The organism is Halopelagius fulvigenes (assembly GCF_055398025.1).
Window position 1 is genome coordinate 543,100 of the sequence record NZ_AP043846.1, and the last position, 16,711, is coordinate 559,810.

Sequence of the window (16,711 nt, forward strand, 5' to 3'; positions counted from 1 at the left end):
GGCTCTCGTTCGCCTCCGGTTCACGAGAACTTCGCCCTCGCTCGCGGTACGACTCCGTCGTTACCGCCTGCCACGACGAGCAAGGTGATTTTTAATTCCCTGCCGGAAAAGAAACCGCCAGCGAACTCTACTGCTGTTCCCGCGCCATATCTAGCGACCAGAAGAACCCGAAGTAGGCGGGGATGCCGGCGACCATGAACAGGTAGTACGCCCACTGCGGCCCGTTCACGAAGTCGAAGAAGACGGAGACGCCGGTGACCCACACCATGGCGAACGCTAAGTCCGCCAGCATGCCCGACCCGTGTTCGCGCAGGGTGTCTGCGAAGTTCATGGGCGGTCACCGCCGTTCGGGTGGGAATCGTGGTTCATCGCGTCTGAAATATCGGTCGGCGGGGGCCTTACAGGTCCGCCTTTTCGTCGGCGCCGTCGACGACGAGGACGGGCAGTCGCGTCCGGCGCAGGACCTTCTCGGCGACGCTGCCGAGGACGACGCGGGAGAGCCCAGACCGGCCGTGCGACCCCATCACCACGAGGTCGATGTCGTTCTCCTCGACGAACTTCCGGATGGCCCGGGCGGGTTCGCCGGCGGTGACGTGTTCCTCGACGCTGACGCCGCGTTCCGTCGCTGCGTCGGCGACGTACCCCGTCGCCTCGTCCGCGTCCGCTTTCACCTCCGGCATCTCGTCGAGGTGGCCCTGCCGGATTCGGTCCACCTGTTCGGTGCCGAGAGAGTAACTCGTCGCGTCCACGTCGATGACGTAGAGGGCGTGAATCGTCGAACCGTACTTCGAGGCGATGTCCACCGCCTGCTCGACGGCCTGTTCGGCCGTCTCGCTACCGTCCGTGGGAACGAGTATGCGTTCGTACATCGTCAGTCGTCCGCGGGCGTTTCGCTACCGCCGTCGGTGCTGACGACGTCTTCTGCGGTTTGTTGCTGGCCCATCGGTTCGGGGCTGTGACACTGTCGGACCATGCGCTTGGTTTCGAGCGGCGGTTCCGACGTGACGAGGGAGACGCCGATGGTGACGGCGAACACGATGGGGACGGCCACCAGCGCCGACCCGATGGCGGGTAACCACTGCGCCAGCGTCGGGAAGATGACGCCGTCCGACCCCGCCGCGCCGGCGAACAGGCCGTAGCTCGGGAGCACCTCGTTGAATATCGGGATGAACCAGATGACGAGTCCGGTCGTCATGCCGGCGAGGGCGCCCTGCCGGTTCGTGTTCTCCCACCAGAGGCCGAGGAAGAACATCGGGAACAGCACCGCGCCGGCCAGCGAGAACGCGTAGGACACTAGCGCGGCGATGGGTGCCGCCGGGTCGAGGGCGGCGAGCGTCGTCAACACGCCCAGCGCGACGATGCTGAGGCGGCCGACGAGAACCTGCTGCCGTTGGGTGGCGTCCTCGTTGATGATGTTCGCGTAGATGTCGTGCGAGATGGCCGAGGAACCGGCGATGAACAGACCGGCCACCGTCGCGATGGCCGCGGCGATGCCGCCCGCCGCGACGAGGCCGACGAACCACGTCGGCAGGTTCGCGAGTTGCGCCGCCAGCACGACGATGACGTCGCCCGCGGCACTCGTCATGCCGGGGTCGCCGTACACCGCACCGATGTTCTTCGCGTAGAGGTCGGTCCCGAACGCGGCGAAGGCGGGGGAACTGAGGTACAGAAGCAGGATGAAGCCCAGCCCCCACACCGTGGACCACCGGGCGGTTCGCTCGCTCTCGACGGTGTAGAACCGGACCAGCACGTGCGGGAGTCCGCAGGTGCCGACGACGAGCGAGAACGCCGTGGCGATCCACAGGTAGTAGCTCTGGTTGACGAACGGTTCGCTGAACTCTCTGCCGAGTTCGCTGATGAGTTGCCCGTACTCTATCTGCGGCAGCACCGTCGAGTAGCCCTGCGTGAAGCCGACGGCGTACAGGCCCGCGAGGAACGCGATGATGAGGATGACGTACTGCACGGCCATGTTCTTCGTCGCGCCCAGCATCCCCGACAGCGTCAGGTAGCCGACGGTGATGGCCATCATGGCGACGACCATCGACTGGTAGCCGCTGAGGCCGGGGATGCCGATGTCGCCGAAGATGTACAGGCCGACGAGGCCCATCCCGCGGGCCTGACCGATGGCGTAGACGAACCCGATGAGGAACGTCGTCACCGCGGCGATGGCGCGCGCGGTGTCGGAGTTGAATCGGTCGCCGACGAAGTCCGGCGCGGTGTACTTCCCGAACCGGCGCATCTGCGCGGCCATGAAGATGAGCAGGATGAAGTACCCCGTGGACCAGCCGACGATGAACGCCAGCCCGTAGAACCCCGAGAGGGCGATGAGCGCCGCCATCCCGAGGTACGACGCGGCCGACATCCAGTTCGCGCCGATGGCCATCCCGTTCTCGACGTTACCGATGGAGCGTCCGGCGACCCACATGCCCTCGGTGTCGGCGACTTTGAACACGTAGCCGATGGCGAGGAATAGCAACAGCATCGCCGTGACCATGATGGCTGGGACGAGTTTGAACGAGACGTTCAACCCCTCCGGCAGCAGTCCGCTCTGGAGGAACACTTCCATCATTCCGTCGTCCCTCCGTCGGTCGTCGCGCCTTCTGCGCCGCCGCCGCGGTCACCCGCGACGGTCTGGTGTGAGATGCCGTACTTCTCGTCTAAGGCGTCGCGCTTGCGGGCGTACCAGAACGCGAGGATGAGAGCGCCGGACGGCGCTCCGATGGCGACGAGGAAGTAGTGCAACGGGAAGCCGATGACCGGAAGCGTCGTCGTCATCACGCCCGGCGCGACGGCGGTGAGCGTCACGGGTCCGAAGACGATGAGAGCCCAGATGGCGAACCCGGTCCAGATGATTCGTAAGTGGTCCCGCATGAACGGGGTACTCGGCCGGAGGAGGTTCACCTCACGGCTGAGATAGTCGATGTTTCGGTGGTCGCGGTCCGCCTGCGTGGCCACACCACCGTCCGTCTCGACGTTCGCTTTCGCTTCGTCGGCAGGTGAATGAGTGTCGTTGTCTGTCATAGTATATCTCTGAAGCGGTCGTGTCTCTGTTTCGATTTTGGAAAACCGAATCCCCGGTCAGCCGCCTCCGACCGAACGCCGACTCTCGTCGCCGAACTCGGAGGCCCGGGGTGCGCCGACACTGTCCGATCGGCCGCCGTCCGCGGCGGCTACCAGGCGACAGCACACGACCCTCGCCGCCGGAGTCGTCGGCGTCGGCCGGGGGGCGGCCGTCGGCACCGGCGCGGCGGCGAGCGTACCCTCCGATTCTCCTCGGTCGGACACGCTCAGTTGAATACCCTCGAAACTATAATAATTATTCACAAAGAGGCATAATGGCCAGTTCCGAAGGGCATATTAACCACCGCGGTTATCGGCCGGAAGAGACCGTCGTACGGTAGAATTAGAGTCGGGGTCGATCCGAGCGGAGCGCACCGCGTTCGTGTCGGCTGATAGTTTCCTCGGCGTCGTTCCGGTCGGCGGCCGCGGGTTCACTCGACGTCCGGATCGTCGATGAGCAGCGTCGAGCGGATGAGATTTTCCTGTCCCCGGCGGAGCCGTTCCGAGAGGGACTGGTGGGTGATGCCGAGCATCTCCCCGAGTTCCTCGGCGGTGACGCCGCGCGGGACCTGAAAGTAGCCGTGCTCGGCGGCGGTCGTCAGCGCGTCGAACTGCTCCTCGGAGAGGCCGAACCGCCCCGCCCGAGCGCTCTCGTTCATATCGTACACCTTCTCGACGTCGAAGGAGAGGCCGTGGTCGCTACAGAAGTCGTACGTCGCGGACAGCGAGTCCCGTTCGGGGAACATGATGCGGAGGCGCCAGTTCCCGCCCCGCCCGTGCGCGTCGAGGATAGTCCCCTCCTCTTCGAGGAGGATGTGGATGACGAGGCGGATGTGAGCGACCCACGACATCCGGTAGAGCCGTTCGTCGCCGAGGTTGGCGAGCACCTCGAACTCGGCGACGCTCGAATCCTCTCGCAGGGCGTCCTCGACGGCGTCGAGGTCCGTCCCCTGTGCCCACATGAACGGCATCGCGGAGTCGGAGTCCCGGGCGACGAGTCGTTCGATGTCGAACTCGACGTCGGGGCACCGGTCGAACGTGTCGCTGAGGGCGAACTCCGAGGACGGGATGCGCACGACGGCGATCGTGCTGGTTGACACACTCTGCTAGGCTCATTTCAACTGTAAATCACTTTCGGCGGCTTTTGCTCCGACTTTCGGACGAACGGCGATTCGCTGCGGTCTTCCTGACCGATTGCCCACATCCGCCCGGTCCGAGGTGCGTGTAAGAACTCGGTACTGTTGGAGAAACGAGTCTGAATCTGCAGGCAGACGTATCAATGCTCGTGCGGGTGTCGTGTCACCCGTATGGTAGTAGATGTGACCGACTCCGAGGAAGGTAAAGACGTGGTGAACGAACGCGGAGACAAGATAGGCATCGTGTCCGACGTGCGCCACGGCACGGCGTACGTCGAACCCGACCCGGGCATCACCGACGAGATAAAGGCGAAGCTCGGGTGGGGAGACGTGGACGACGACAACTACCCGCTTCAGGAGGCGCGCATCCGAGAGATAACCGACGACGAGATTCGACTGCGGGAACTGTAGCCCGCGGGGGCCGTCGGGCGAACCGACGGCGAGCGTTTTTTCGCCGCGTCGAAGCGAGAGCGCGAGCGGTTTCTCCGATACCCGCGACGGCGAGAGCGGCGGGCGTCGGTTACCGTTCGGCCGTACTCGCCCGCGCCGCGAGCCATTCGAGGAGCGACGGCACCTGCTCGTGGCTTTCGAGGCGGTAGTCGGCGTCCGTGTCGGGTCTGTCGCCGACGAGGATGCCGATGCCGGACGGTTGGACCGCGCGGAAGGCGTCCTCGTCGGTGGTGTCGTCGCCGACGTACATCGTCCGCCACCCGTCGGGGGCGCGTTCGTCGAGTCGGTCTACCACGCGCCCTTTGTCCCAGTCCACGTCGGGGCGGATCTCACGAATCTGCTTGCCGGAGACGACGTGGATGTCCTCGTCGGACGCCGCGGCCAGTTCCTCGACGGCGGCGACGACTTCCTCGACGTACTCCTCGGGCGTCTGCCGGAAGTGGACGCTCGCCGTGACGCCCTTCTCTTCGACGAAACAGCCCGGAACGTGGTCCAACCGGGAGCGAATCTCCGCGCAGAGGTCCTCTATCGCGGTGCGGGCGGCCACCGCCTCGGGGTGGACCTCCATCTCGCCGTCGATTCGCATCTCCAGTCCGTGGTTCCCGGCGTAGTCGATGCCGTCGACGCCGACCCGTTCGACCACGTCGGCCAGTTGCCGTCCGCTGATGACCGTCACGTCGACGCGCGGGTGTTCGACGAGTTCCTCGACGGCCTCCCGGGAGTCGGGGAAGATCTCCGTCTCCTCGGGGTCCGCGCCGATGGGCGCGAGCGTTCCGTCGAAGTCGAGTCCGAGCGTCAGTCCCTCCGCGTCGTCCAACCACTCGCCGACCTCCGTCGTCCGAGACTGAAAGAGGGGCGTCTCGCCGCCCTCGTTCGGCGACGCTCCGACGTCCTCACTCATCGTCCGACCCCTCCGTTCCGGCGTTCCGCATCGTCGCCACCGTCTCGAAGATGGAGTGCATCCACCGCGACACGTCGGCGTCTTCGACGCGGTTCCGCAGTTCGCGCATCCGTTCGCGCCGTTCGCTGGCGGGCATGCGCAACGCGTCGTCGATGGCGGACGCGAACTCGTCCGTGTTCTGCGGGCGGACGGTGACCGTCCACTCGCCCATGTAGTCGTGCGCGCCCGTCTGGTCGCTGAGGAGGAGGACGCCGTCGCCGTCGTCTCCCTGCGCGGCGACGTACTCCTGTGCGACCAAGTTCATGCCGTCCCGGAGGGGACTGATGAGGGCGATGTCGCTGTGCGTGTACGCCCCGTACAGCGCCTCGTCCGAGAGATGCGCGGTCGTGTACACTATCGGCTCCCACTCGTCGGTGCCGAAGCGCTCGTTTATCCGCGCCGCCTCCTCCTCTACCTCCGTCTGGATGTCCATGTACTCCTCTATCTCCGACCGACTCTTCGAGCCGATCTGCACGTGGGTGAGCGACCCCCGCCACTCGGGGGAGTCCTCCCACAGTCGCTCGAGGGCCTCGAACCGTTCGGGGATGCCCTTGGTGTAGTCTAAGCGGTCGACGCCCACGCTGACTCGCTTCTCGTTAAGGTGGTGTTCGTCCGCGAACTCCGCCCAGAACGACTCGGCCGCCTCCGACTTCGCGCCCGTTCGGATGGTGTCCACCGAGACGCCCAGGGGGAACGCCTCGATGGTCGTCGTCTTCCCACGGAAGGTGATCTCGGCGGCGTCTCTATCGACTTCCGCGTCGGGGAACGTCTGCTCTACGCACTCCATGAAGTTCTCCCCGTACCGCGGGACGTGGAAGCCCAAGAGGTCGTTCCCGAGGAGGCCGGAGATTATATCCTCGCCGTGCGGGCACGCCCGGAACATGTCCCACCCGGGCCACGGGATGTGCCAGAAGTGCGCGAGAAACGCGCCGTCGGGGACCCGCGATTCGAGCATCCGCGGCGCGAGGCTCAGGTGGTAATCCTGGAACCAGACGATGGTCGATTCGCCGACGTGTCTCGCCACGTTGTCGACGAACTGGTCGTTCACCGCCTCGTAGTCCTGCCAGTACGCCGCTTCCGAGTGGACGTTCATCAGCATCGAGTGGCAGACGGGCCAGAGAACTCGGTTGCTGAATCCGAGGTAGTAGTTCTCGACCTGCTCCTCGGAGAGCCACACCCGGTTGAGCGTGTACGTGCCCTCCTCTTTCTCCTCGTCGGGCGGGACGGTAACGTGGCCGTCGTCGTCGACGACGTCCCTGTCGGCACTCCCGTCGCCCCACGCTATCCACGTCCCGTTTCGCTCGCGCATCGCCGCGTCCAACGCCGATGTCAGTCCCCCGGTCGGGCGACTGACGTTTATTCCGCCCTCGTCGTCGTATTCGTGCCGGTACGGCTGCCGGTTGGAGACGACGACGACGTCGTCCGTCGTCTGCGTACTCCGTCCGTCTCTCTCGGAGGCCGACGCTCGCCGACTCGACAGCGAGGACGACACGTCTGAGACGTTCATTCATAAATACAATGCGCTGCTTCTCGGCTAATCGTTCGGCCTGCAGGTGCCAGCATATGTGGCTCCTCGGAGCCTCTATCCGCCATTTAGGCCTTTCGGCGAGAACGTCTTCGAAGGCGAAACGAGTCGCGGGCGCGGGGGGTTAGAACGATTGGTCGGATTTCTCGTCGGAGTCGTCCTCTATCCCTCGGTCGCTGTATCGCTGTCTGCCCACCGCCTCGCCACCGACCATGTTGAGGATGCTCTGTTGGACTTCGTTGGGCGATTGGAACTCCTCGTCGCCCCTGCCGGCGAGAACCTCCTCTACGGTCGTCGTCCCGTCGGAGATGTTGAGTTCGTGGTCGCCGTACTTCTCTACGACCTCCTCTTTCGAGATCGGATACTCCTCCTCGTCGAGTTCGTCCGCCAGCGAACCGAACTCGACTCCCATCTCTTTCTCCTCGGCGTCCTCGTTCTCGTCGAGATCTTCGTCGCTCATGCACCGAAACTTACTCGCGTTTTCATCAACTCCTTGTGCCTGCCAATGCCGGGTGATTCGGGCCTCTGACGCCGCCGTCGCAGTTCGGACCGTTCCGTCTCCTCGAAGATGCTCTCACGCGACAACTCTCGGCGCGAATCGACCTTGCGAAAGTAAGGTCGGCGGCGTTTACCTGAGGGAAATTGTCACCACTTTTACACCCTCCTTTTTTGCGCCGAGGGGTCGTACAACGCGCGGCCCGAGGCGCAACAACCCGGACCAAACGATCCGCGACGAACGGAGTGAGTCGCGGTCGGTCGAGGTCACTCTCGCTTCGCGCCGGGTTCGTCACCGCGCTATTCCGCCTTTCCATCGCTCCGGGAGAAATTCGTTCTCCCGTGCTCTCGTTCGCCTTCGGCTCACGGAAACTTCGCTCGCTCGAAAAGCCGGACCGAAAGGGAGGTCAGTTCAGTCCTTTCGCTTCGCGCCGGGGTTCGTCACCGCGCCGTTGGCGGCCGACCCGAAGTCGTTGCCGTACTTCGCGAGGACGCCGGAGGTGTAGTTCGGCGGGTGCGGTTTCCACTCCTCTCTTCGCTCTGCGAGTTCCTCTTCGGAGAGGTCCACGGAGAGTTCGCGGTTCTGGATGTCGACGGTCACCTCGTCGCCGTCCTCGAGGAGGGCGATGGGTCCTCCGACGGCCGCCTCGGGCGCGACGTGACCGACCATCGGGCCGCGGGTCGCTCCGGAGAACCGACCGTCCGTCAGAAGCGCCACGTCGTCCTCGTGTCCCTGTCCGACGACGGCGGCGGTGACGCCGAGCATCTCGCGCATGCCGGGGCCGCCCTGCGGCCCCTCGTTGCGGATGGCAATGACGTCGCCCGATTCGATGTGGCCATCCTGGACGTACTCCATGGCGTCCTCCTCGTTCTCGAAGACGCGGACGGGGCCGGCGTGGTGGAACTTGTCGTCGCCGGTCACCTTCAGCACCGCGCCGTCGGGCGCGAGGTTGCCCTTCAGGATCTTGATCGCGCCCTCCTCCTGGTAGGGGTCGTCGACGGTGTAGATGAAGTCGCCATCGATCTCGTCGTCGTCCGGGAGGTCCAACCGTTCGAGTTCCTCCTCGATGGTGCGGCCGGTGACAGTCATCGCGTCGCCGTGGAACAGGCCGGCGTCGAGGAGTCGGCGGATGACGACGGGGACGCCGCCCTCCTCGTAGAGGTCGTTCATCACCTTCGTGCCGCCGGGTTGGAGGTTCGCGATCTTCGGCGTGCGCCGGGATATCTCGTCGAACTCGTCGATTTCGAGGTCGATTCCGGCCTCGGCGGCGAGTGCGAGCAAGTGGAGGACGGCGTTCGTCGACCCGCCGACGGCCACCTGCAGGGCGATGGCGTTCTCGAAGGACTTCTTCGAGAGGACGTCGGAGGGGCGGATGTCGTTCTCGACGGCGTCGAGGACGGCCTCGCCGGACCGGCGGGCCACCTCGTAGCGTTCCTCGGACTCGGCGGGCGCGCCCGCGGTTCCGAGCGGTGCCATCCCGAGTGCCTCGCTGATGGACGCCATCGTGTTCGCCGTGAACATCCCGCCGCAGGACCCCGCGCCGGGGCAGGCGTTGCGCTCTAACTCGTCGAGTTCGTCGGCGCTCATCTCGCCCTCGGCGTACGTGCCGACGCCCTCGAAGACGCTCTGGACGGTCACTTCCCGGCCCTCGTGTTCGCCGGGCATGATGGACCCGCCGTAGAGGAACACGGAGGGGAGGTCCGTCCGGATGGACGCCATCATCATCCCCGGGAGGTTCTTGTCGCACCCGGCGACGGTGACGAGGGCGTCCATCCGTTCGCCGAAGGCGACGAGTTCGACGGAGTCGGCGATGACCTCCCGAGAGATGAGGGAGGCCTTCATCCCCTCGGTCCCCATCGAGATGGCGTCCGAGATGGTGATGGTGCCGAACTCGATGGGCATCCCGCCGGCGTCCTCGACGCCCTCGATGGCGGCGTCGGCCACGTCGTCCAGGTGGACGTTACACGGGGTGATGTCCGCGGCGGGGTTGGCGATGCCGACCATCGGCGACCCCAAGTCCTCGTCGTCGAACCCCATCGCGCGGAACATCGCGCGGTGCGGGGCGCGGTCTGCACCCTCGGTGACCTCCGAACTCTGTAGGTTCGGGTCCTTTCCGTGAGAGAACGCCTCGTCCTCGTCGGCGTCCCCCCGCGGGGTTTGTTGGCTCATATCCCGTCGTTGCTTCCCGACCGGCTTAAAGCACACCGAACCACCAGCATTCGCCCCCGAAACGCCTCCGGATGCGGCACTCATTCACCATCATCGTCAATTAGGTATATTTGTGAAGTAATAGTACGTAACTCGTGCTATGGTAACCCATGGTTCGGACGACGACGCGACGAACAGACGCGGCCGACGACGCGAATCGGACCGGGAGGCCGCCCGGCGCGCGGCCCGAAACGGCGACGCGCACGTCTCGGAGTTCGGCCCGCGGAACGGCGACGCCGACGGGGAGGCGGAGTCGGCGGAGACGACCGAGTTGGGGGACGGATCCGGCGACGAGACGGTTCGCGCGGCGCTTACGAGGCGGACGTTCCTCGGAGCGCTCTCGGCGACCGGACTCGCGGCGTCGATTCGGGCGTTCGCCGGACGGGGCTCGGCCGCCTCGGGCGAACCCGCTCACTTCCAGTACTTCCACGAGACGTGGCCGACCATCACGGAGAACCTCTCGACGGTGGCCGATCGGGGGTACGACGCGGTGTGGATTCAAGCGCCGCAGCGAAGCGACATCTCGTGGTCGGAGCAGAACGGGCGCAACGACCCGCCGTTGGGGTACCAGCCCGTCGATTTCACCACGTTCGACAGCGAGTTCGGCACGGAGGAAGACCTCCGAAACCTGATAGACGAAGCGCACGCGCAGGGGTTGGAGGTGTACGTCGACTGCGTGATGAACCACATGGCGACGGGCCACGACTACGAGTTCCCGCGGTTCTCCTACGACGACTTCCACCACGACGTGGGGAGCATCGACGACTGGAACGACGACCACCAGGTCGAACACGGCGAACTCCTCGGCTTACCGGACCTCGCGCAGTACGAGTCGTCCACCTCGTCGTACGTCCGGAGCGAACTGATGAACTACATGGAGAAAATCGCCGGGACGGGCGCGGACGGGTACCGCTTCGACGCGGTCAAGCACGTCGAGGAGAAGTACTGGCGCGACCACGCGAACCCGAAGGCCGACGAACTCGGGATGGCCCGCATCGGCGAGGTGTACAGCGGCAGTCTCGACTACGTGCAGACGTACGTTGACACGGGCATGGACGCCTTCGACTACCCGCTGTACTTCGTCCTCGACCGGGTCTTCGAGGAGGGCGACATGAGCCAACTGCAGGGGGCCGGGTTGGTCGCCCAAGACCCGTGGCACGCGCACCCGTTCGTGCAGAACCACGACGAGGGCGCGCCGTCGCAGTACCACCTCGCCCACGCCTTCGTCCTCACGACGGAGGGCGTCCCGATGGTGTACAACCTCTATCCGACCGAGATACTCGACGATAGCGCCATCAACAACATGGTGTGGGTGCGCGACAACCTCTGCGGCGGCGAACTGCACTGGCGGCACGCCTCCTCGAATCTCGCCGTCTACGAACGGTACAACAACCTGCTCGTCGGCATCAACAACGACCCGAACGGGTCGCACACCCAGCGCGTGTACACCTCGTGGACGAACCGGACGCTCAACGACTACAGCGGTAACGCGGACGACGTGACGACCGACGGTGACGGGTACGTGGACGTGACCGTCCCCGCCGAGTCGTGGGTGTTCTACGCGCCGCCCTGACCGCGCCACCGCGGCGCGGCCTCACTCCTCCCCGTCGCGGGAGGCCAGTCCGACGAGGTGCGGCACCTCGGGGACGATTATCTCCTCGGTGCCGAGGCGCGCGGCGTTCTCGCTCCCGGGCAGACAGAAGATGATGACCCCCCGAGAGACGCCCGCGGCGGCGCACGTCCCGACGACGCGCGTGCCTATCTCCTCGTACGACAGTCGGCGGAACAGTTCGCCGAACCCCGGCAGTCGCTTCCTGAGGATGTCGTCCACCGCTTCGACGGTCACGTCGTCGGGCGTCACGCCCGTGCCGCCGGCGGTGACGACGGCGTCTACGTCCTCTCGGTCCACGAGGTTGTCCACGGTGGCCTGAATCCCGTCGAAGTCGTCGTCCACCAGTTGGCGCGTGACCACCTCGTGGCCCGCCTCGTCGAACGCCGCGACGACGGCGTCGCCCGCCGGGTCGTCGTCGAGCGAACGCGTCGAGGAGATGGTGACGACGGCGACGCCGACGGTTTCGACGTCGTGTTCGTGGTGGTCGTCGTGGTCGTGGTGATCGTCGTGTTCGTGGCGATGGTCGTCCCCGTCGGAGTCGTGTTGATGGTCGGCGGCCTCGTGGTCGGCGTCTATCTGTGGTCCGTCGTTCATACGCCGACGTTCGGACGGGACGGGGAAAATCGTGCGGACGGAGCGCGGTATTTAGTGGGTCCCGCCCCACGGAACTGGTATGCAGGCAGTCCAATTCGCGGAGCACGGCGACCGAGACGTCATCGAGTACGGCGAGTTCCCCGACCCCGAACCGGACCGCGGCGAGGTGGTCGTGGACGTGAAGGCGGCGGCGCTGAACCACCTCGACGTCTGGACGCGGCGCGGACTGCCCGGGCTCGACTTGGAGATGCCGCACGTCCCCGGCAGCGACATGGCCGGCGTCGTGGACGAGGTGGGCGAGAGCGTGACGCGGTTCGAGGAGGGCGACCGCGTGGCTCTCATCGCGGGCGTCTCGAACGGCGACGACGAGTTCTCCCGACACGGCGACCCGACGTTGGCACCCGACTTCCGCATCATCGGCGAACACGTGCGCGGCGTCCACTCGGAGTACGCCGCCGTCCCCGCGGAGAACCTCGTCCCCGTCCCCGAGGGCGTCAGGTGGGAGACCGCCGGGTCGGCGTCGCTGGTCTTTCAGACGGCGTGGCGGATGCTCGTGGACCGCGCCGACGTTGACCCCGGCGAGAAGGTCCTTGTCCACGGCGCTTCGGGCGGCGTCGGCCACGCGGCCGTCCAAATCGCCGACTACGCGGGCGCGGAGGTGTTCGCCACCGCATCCACCGACGAGAAACTGGAGTACGCCGAAGACTGCGGCGCGGACCACCTCATCAACTACGAGGACGAGGAGTTCGCGGGGCGCGTCCGCGAGATAACCGACAAGCGCGGCGTGGACGTCGTCGTGGACCACATCGGGGAGGCGACGTACGAGGACTCCCTGAAGAGTCTGCGGAAGGGCGGCCGTCTCGTCACCTGCGGGGCGACGACCGGCGGGAACCCCGGCGCGGGCCTGAACCGCATCTTCTGGAACCAACTGCAGGTCATCGGGTCAACGATGGCGACCCCCGGACAGGCCGACGACGTCCTCGAACTCGTCTGGGACGGCACCTTCGAACCGCGCATCCGCGAGGTGCTTCCGATGAGCGAGACGGCGCGCGCACACGAGATGATAGAGAACCGTGAGGGCTTTGGCAAGGTAGTCGTAATCCCCGATAGTGAACTCTGACGGCATCGACGAGACGCAAAGCGTCTCGTCCGCAGACCGGAACGCGAAGCGTTCCGGTGACACCGGCGAGCGACGCTCGTCGGCTACTCGGACGCAGTCCGATACAGAGGGGGGCTACGTCCACCGCCCGGACGGCGAACCCGTGCCCGAAGGGCCCGAACCCTCCGGATTCGGGCGAACCGGCTGGGGACTCGTGGTCGTGTTAGTGTTCTGTACGCTCGTCGTCCCGGGACTCATCTACCTGCGCCCGACGTTCCTCGGGTCGTTCGGCGTCCCGTACGTCGTGGCGTTGCTCGTCCTCCCGTTGCTCCCCGCCGTCGTCCTCGGTCTCACCGCGGTGTGGTCTATGACCGGCGCGACGAACGGCGGCCGACGCGACGACGACTGACCGGCGTCTCCTCGTTTTGCGGTCCGACATAAGCGTTGGCGACAACTCTTATATCTATCCGTGGGTGAGAACGTCACGCACAGATGTTCGAGCAATTTTCGAGCGGCTACTACCTCGGCCGGTTGTACGTCGAACCGTACGACGGCGAGGTGCCCGCCATCCACCGGACGGACCACGAGAGAGTCAACGAGGAGTTGTACGCGGACGAGGGGGTGACGCCACTCGACGCGCCCCTCGTCATGAAGTTAGAGCAGACGCACATCCCCGTCCTCGGGGACGAGTCCGTCCCGTCGGGGACCCTCGCCGTCCCGAGTTCGTTCGCCGACGAGGGCCTGCCGGACGACCGCGACGTCCTCCTCGCGAAGCGAGAACGCGCGGCCGAACTGCTCCGGTACTCGGGCTACAAGTTCGGCGACGACGCCGCCGTGGCGTAGCACGCTCACGACGCCGATTCTTTTCGCGACTTCGGTACGGATAGCCGGACGCTTACGGCCAAAGCCCGCGGCTCTCGTGTGCGTCGGCGATCCGCGAGAGGGCGACGACGTACGCGCCGTCGCGCCACGTGATGTCGCGTTCTTCGACCTCCCGCCGGACGGCGTTCCACGCGGAGAGCATCTCCTCTTCGAGTTCCTCGTTCACCCTGTCGCGCGACCACGAACGGCGGTTGATGTCCTGAAGCCACTCGAAGTAACTCACCGTCACGCCGCCCGCGTTCGCGAGGATGTCGGGCACTATCGGGATGTCCCTCTCGGCGAGAATCGAGTCCGCGACGAACGTTATCGGCCCGTTCGCGCCCTCGACTATCATGTCCGCCTGGACGTCCCCGGCGTTGTCCTCGGTGATGACGTTCCCGATGGCCGCCGGAATCAGGAGGTCCACGTCGAGTTCCAGTATCTCCTCGTTGCCGATGGTCTCGTCGGCGTAGGTCGTCACCGCCTCCGGTTCTTCGTTGTGGGAGGGTATCGCGCGGGTGTCGAGTCCGTCGGGGTCGTAGGCCGCGCCGTTCACGTCGCTGACGGCGACGACGGTCGCCCCCCAATCGTCGAGCAACTGGGCGGCGTTCGCGCCGACGCTTCCGAACCCCTGCACGGCCACCGTCGTCTCCTTTATCGGGTAGTCGTAGTAGTCCAGTAACTTTCGGGCGATGATGGCGACGCTCCGCCCAGGCGCTTCTTCTCGGCCCTTACTTCCGCCGATGACGGGCGGTTTGCCCGTCACCACGCCGGGTATCGTCTCGGCCTCCTGGACGCTGTAGGCGTCCATGATCCACGCCATCGTCTGCGCGTCGGTCCCCATGTCCGGCGCGGGAATGTCCGTCATGGGGCCGATGACGTTCCGCAGTTCGTTGGTGAAGCGGCGGGTCAACCGCTCGATTTCGTCGTCGCTCAACTCCTTCGGGTTGACGACGACGCCGCCTTTCGCACCGCCGAAGGGGATATCGACCACCGCGCACTTCCACGTCATCCACATCGAGAGGCCGATGCACTCCTCGCGACCGACGTGCGGGTGAAAGCGCAGGCCGCCCTTGAACGGCCCCCGCACGCTGTCGTGTTGGGCGCGATACCCACGGAACATCTCGACGGTGCCGTCGTCCTGTTCGAGGGGGACGGTCACTTCGTGGACCGCCGCGGGGTGGTTGAGTCGTTCGACGATGTTCGGGTCGACGTCGAGGTACGATGCGGCTTGGTTGAGTTGGTGTCGAGCGGTGTCGAGCGCGGTTTCCGGCGGCGTTTCCGTAGAGTGTCGAGTACTCTCGTCTGTCGGAGAGGTATCCTGGGACATTGTAAAAACGTGGGAGGAAACTATTCGAGCGATTTCGCCCGGTTCTGGAAGTCGCCGCCGCACTCCGAACACTCTCCCGGATGGGTTTCAGACTCGACGATGGCGCCGCACTCGAGACATTCGTACTCGGAGGAATGGTCCGACGTGTCGTCCTCAACGTCTTGCCCGTGAGGCATACTCGGACGTGCGAGCGCCAGGTGTAAGTATTAATCGTAATAGTAATATTAGGGACATATTCTCCCCCTAGAGGCGAACGGAGCAGTTCGAACGCGTCGGGTCGCGCGTCCGGCCGGAAGCGCCTCGTTCGGCGGTCCGTCGGAAGAGGGGCAGACCCCGTCGTCCGTCGAGTCCGCATCCCTCTCTCCGTAACTGACACACCGCTTCGCTTCAACGCCGCGAACGGACCGCCTCCCGCCGTCGCGCGGCGAGTCTAAGCAACTCTGAAGTACCCCGGGTCCGCGCGTCGAACCATGCTGGACGAGTTGCTGGGGCGGGCGGAACTGAAGGAGCGAATCGAGGAGTTAGAGGAGGAGAAGCGACACCTCGAACGCCGCGCCGAGGCCGAGGAGGAACGGCGAAGCGAGGCCGTCCGCGAACGGCAGGAGGCGGAAGCGGAGATAAACCGCTTGGAGACGCGCGTCGAGGAACTCGAACACCGCGTCGAACGACTCTCCGAAGACGGCGAGGCGGAGGTGGAGTTCCGCGGGACGGAGGACCTGCGCGGCGACAGGCTGGAGGAGGTGCTCTCGCGTCTGGACTCCGTCACCACCGGCCCCGAGGGTGCGCTCTCGGCGATGGTCGAGGACCGCGTCCCGGAGTCGGTGGCGGACGCACTCGGCGAACGGGCGGCCCTCGTCCGCCGCGCCGCGCCGTGTCTCGTCTACACCGACGACGCCGGCGTCGTCTCCGCCGTCCTCGAACCGCCGACGCCGCCCGCGGCGTTCGACGAGTGGGGGTCGTCGTTCCGCGTCGACCGGTCGTGGTTCCGACCGGAGGGGAGCGTCCGCGTCGCCCTCGTTCGCTCGGACCTGTTCGCCCTCGGTCGCTTCGACGGCGAGGAGGTCACCCTCGAAGACGACGTGGAGTCGGACGTGATGAACGCCCACTCGAAGGGCGGGTTCTCGCAGGCGCGGTTCGAACGGCGGCGCGACGAACAGGTGTCGAACCACGTCGACCGCTCGAAGGAGGTGCTTCAGGCGCACGCGGCGGACGGCGACGGGGACGGGACGCTGGTCGTCCTCGGGGAGCGAACCGTCCTCGGGGAGTTCGAGGGGTTGGCGGACCACCGCGCGACGGTGGACGCTTCGGGCGAACCGGAGGAGGCCCTCCGCGAGGCGGTCCGGGAGTTCTGGACCACCCGGCTGTCGCGCCTCTGAGTCGCCCCGGAACCACCGGAGATT

Annotated in this window: 18 protein-coding genes; 6 read left to right on the forward strand and 12 right to left on the reverse strand. The window is 65.9% G+C overall.

Annotated features, from left to right (window positions below; all coding sequences use genetic code 11):
• Positions 1-127 precede the first annotated feature (127 nt).
• From ACZ522_RS07210 to ACZ522_RS07230, 5 genes are all read right to left on the reverse strand, one after another.
• A complete protein-coding gene (locus ACZ522_RS07210; protein ID WP_379693468.1) occupies positions 128-331 on the reverse strand; it encodes a hypothetical protein in 204 nt (67 codons plus the stop codon).
• 67 nt (positions 332-398) lie between these two features.
• The gene (locus ACZ522_RS07215; protein ID WP_379693466.1) at positions 399-869 is read right to left on the reverse strand and encodes a universal stress protein; all 471 of its coding nucleotides are present in this window, start codon (positions 867-869) and stop codon (positions 399-401) included.
• A 2-nt stretch (positions 870-871) separates the two neighbouring features.
• Positions 872-2,569 carry a sodium:solute symporter family transporter gene (locus ACZ522_RS07220; protein WP_379693464.1) on the reverse strand — a complete coding sequence of 566 codons (1,698 nt, stop codon included), beginning with the start codon at positions 2,567-2,569 and terminating at the stop codon, positions 872-874.
• Positions 2,566-3,021 (reverse strand): DUF4212 domain-containing protein, encoded by a 456-nt coding sequence (locus ACZ522_RS07225; RefSeq protein ID WP_379693462.1) that lies wholly within the window; start codon positions 3,019-3,021, stop codon positions 2,566-2,568. Before ACZ522_RS07225 ends, ACZ522_RS07220 begins: the two co-directional genes overlap by 4 nt.
• Positions 3,022-3,491: 470 nt before the next feature.
• Positions 3,492-4,160: a helix-turn-helix domain-containing protein gene (locus tag ACZ522_RS07230; RefSeq protein ID WP_379693460.1), complete on the reverse strand. Its 669-nt coding sequence runs from the start codon at positions 4,158-4,160 to the stop codon at positions 3,492-3,494.
• A 207-nt stretch (positions 4,161-4,367) separates the two neighbouring features.
• On the opposite strand from ACZ522_RS07230, the gene ACZ522_RS07235 reads away from it, so the two are divergent.
• Entirely contained in the window at positions 4,368-4,607 is a 240-nt protein-coding gene (locus ACZ522_RS07235) for a PRC-barrel domain containing protein (protein WP_379693458.1), read from the forward strand.
• 109 nt (positions 4,608-4,716) lie between these two features.
• Here ACZ522_RS07235 and otsB read toward each other — a convergent pair whose 3' ends face one another.
• The 4 genes from otsB to ilvD all read right to left on the reverse strand — a co-directional run bounded on the left by otsB (position 4,717) and on the right by ilvD (position 9,776).
• Positions 4,717-5,547, reverse strand: coding sequence for a trehalose-phosphatase (gene otsB, locus ACZ522_RS07240; protein ID WP_379693455.1), 831 nt, complete (start codon positions 5,545-5,547; stop codon positions 4,717-4,719).
• The gene (locus ACZ522_RS07245; protein WP_379693453.1) at positions 5,540-7,093 is read right to left on the reverse strand and encodes an alpha,alpha-trehalose-phosphate synthase (UDP-forming); all 1,554 of its coding nucleotides are present in this window, start codon (positions 7,091-7,093) and stop codon (positions 5,540-5,542) included. The genes otsB and ACZ522_RS07245 overlap by 8 nt, the downstream gene beginning before the upstream one ends.
• 142 nt (positions 7,094-7,235) lie before the next feature.
• Entirely contained in the window at positions 7,236-7,571 is a 336-nt protein-coding gene (locus ACZ522_RS07250; protein WP_379693451.1) for a DUF5789 family protein, read from the reverse strand.
• A 447-nt stretch (positions 7,572-8,018) separates the two neighbouring features.
• On the reverse strand, positions 8,019-9,776 hold the full coding sequence (gene ilvD, locus ACZ522_RS07255; RefSeq protein WP_379693449.1) for a dihydroxy-acid dehydratase: 1,758 nt from the start codon (positions 9,774-9,776) through the stop codon (positions 8,019-8,021).
• Positions 9,777-9,915: 139 nt separating this feature from the next.
• Between ilvD and ACZ522_RS07260 the strand changes: the two genes are divergently transcribed.
• On the forward strand, positions 9,916-11,388 hold the full coding sequence (locus ACZ522_RS07260; protein WP_379693447.1) for an alpha-amylase domain-containing protein: 1,473 nt from the start codon (positions 9,916-9,918) through the stop codon (positions 11,386-11,388).
• A 21-nt stretch (positions 11,389-11,409) separates the two neighbouring features.
• Here ACZ522_RS07260 and ACZ522_RS07265 read toward each other — a convergent pair whose 3' ends face one another.
• Positions 11,410-12,021, reverse strand: a complete 612-nt coding sequence (locus tag ACZ522_RS07265) for a MogA/MoaB family molybdenum cofactor biosynthesis protein (RefSeq protein ID WP_379693445.1) — start codon at positions 12,019-12,021, stop codon at positions 11,410-11,412.
• 79 nt (positions 12,022-12,100) lie between these two features.
• Here ACZ522_RS07265 and ACZ522_RS07270 point away from each other — a divergent pair, with 79 nt between their 5' ends.
• The 3 genes from ACZ522_RS07270 (at position 12,101) to ACZ522_RS07280 (ending at position 13,963) form a co-directional block, all read left to right on the forward strand.
• On the forward strand, positions 12,101-13,141 hold the full coding sequence (locus ACZ522_RS07270; protein WP_379693443.1) for a zinc-binding dehydrogenase: 1,041 nt from the start codon (positions 12,101-12,103) through the stop codon (positions 13,139-13,141).
• Positions 13,131-13,529 carry a hypothetical protein gene (locus ACZ522_RS07275; RefSeq protein WP_379693441.1) on the forward strand — a complete coding sequence of 133 codons (399 nt, stop codon included), beginning with the start codon at positions 13,131-13,133 and terminating at the stop codon, positions 13,527-13,529. The genes ACZ522_RS07270 and ACZ522_RS07275 overlap by 11 nt, the downstream gene beginning before the upstream one ends.
• 83 nt (positions 13,530-13,612) lie before the next feature.
• Complete coding sequence (locus ACZ522_RS07280; RefSeq protein ID WP_379693438.1) at positions 13,613-13,963, forward strand: DUF5802 family protein; 351 nt, start codon at positions 13,613-13,615, stop codon at positions 13,961-13,963.
• A gap of 52 nt (positions 13,964-14,015) precedes the next feature.
• Here ACZ522_RS07280 and gdhB read toward each other — a convergent pair whose 3' ends face one another.
• Together gdhB and ACZ522_RS07290 are read right to left on the reverse strand one after the other, a co-directional pair.
• The gene (gene gdhB, locus ACZ522_RS07285; protein ID WP_379693435.1) at positions 14,016-15,311 is read right to left on the reverse strand and encodes a glutamate dehydrogenase GdhB; all 1,296 of its coding nucleotides are present in this window, start codon (positions 15,309-15,311) and stop codon (positions 14,016-14,018) included.
• A 20-nt stretch (positions 15,312-15,331) separates the two neighbouring features.
• The gene (locus ACZ522_RS07290) at positions 15,332-15,487 is read right to left on the reverse strand and encodes a rubrerythrin-like domain-containing protein (protein ID WP_379693433.1); all 156 of its coding nucleotides are present in this window, start codon (positions 15,485-15,487) and stop codon (positions 15,332-15,334) included.
• 294 nt (positions 15,488-15,781) lie between these two features.
• On the opposite strand from ACZ522_RS07290, the gene ACZ522_RS07295 reads away from it, so the two are divergent.
• Positions 15,782-16,687, forward strand: coding sequence for a Vms1/Ankzf1 family peptidyl-tRNA hydrolase (locus ACZ522_RS07295; protein WP_379693431.1), 906 nt, complete (start codon positions 15,782-15,784; stop codon positions 16,685-16,687).
• Positions 16,688-16,711 lie beyond the last annotated feature (24 nt).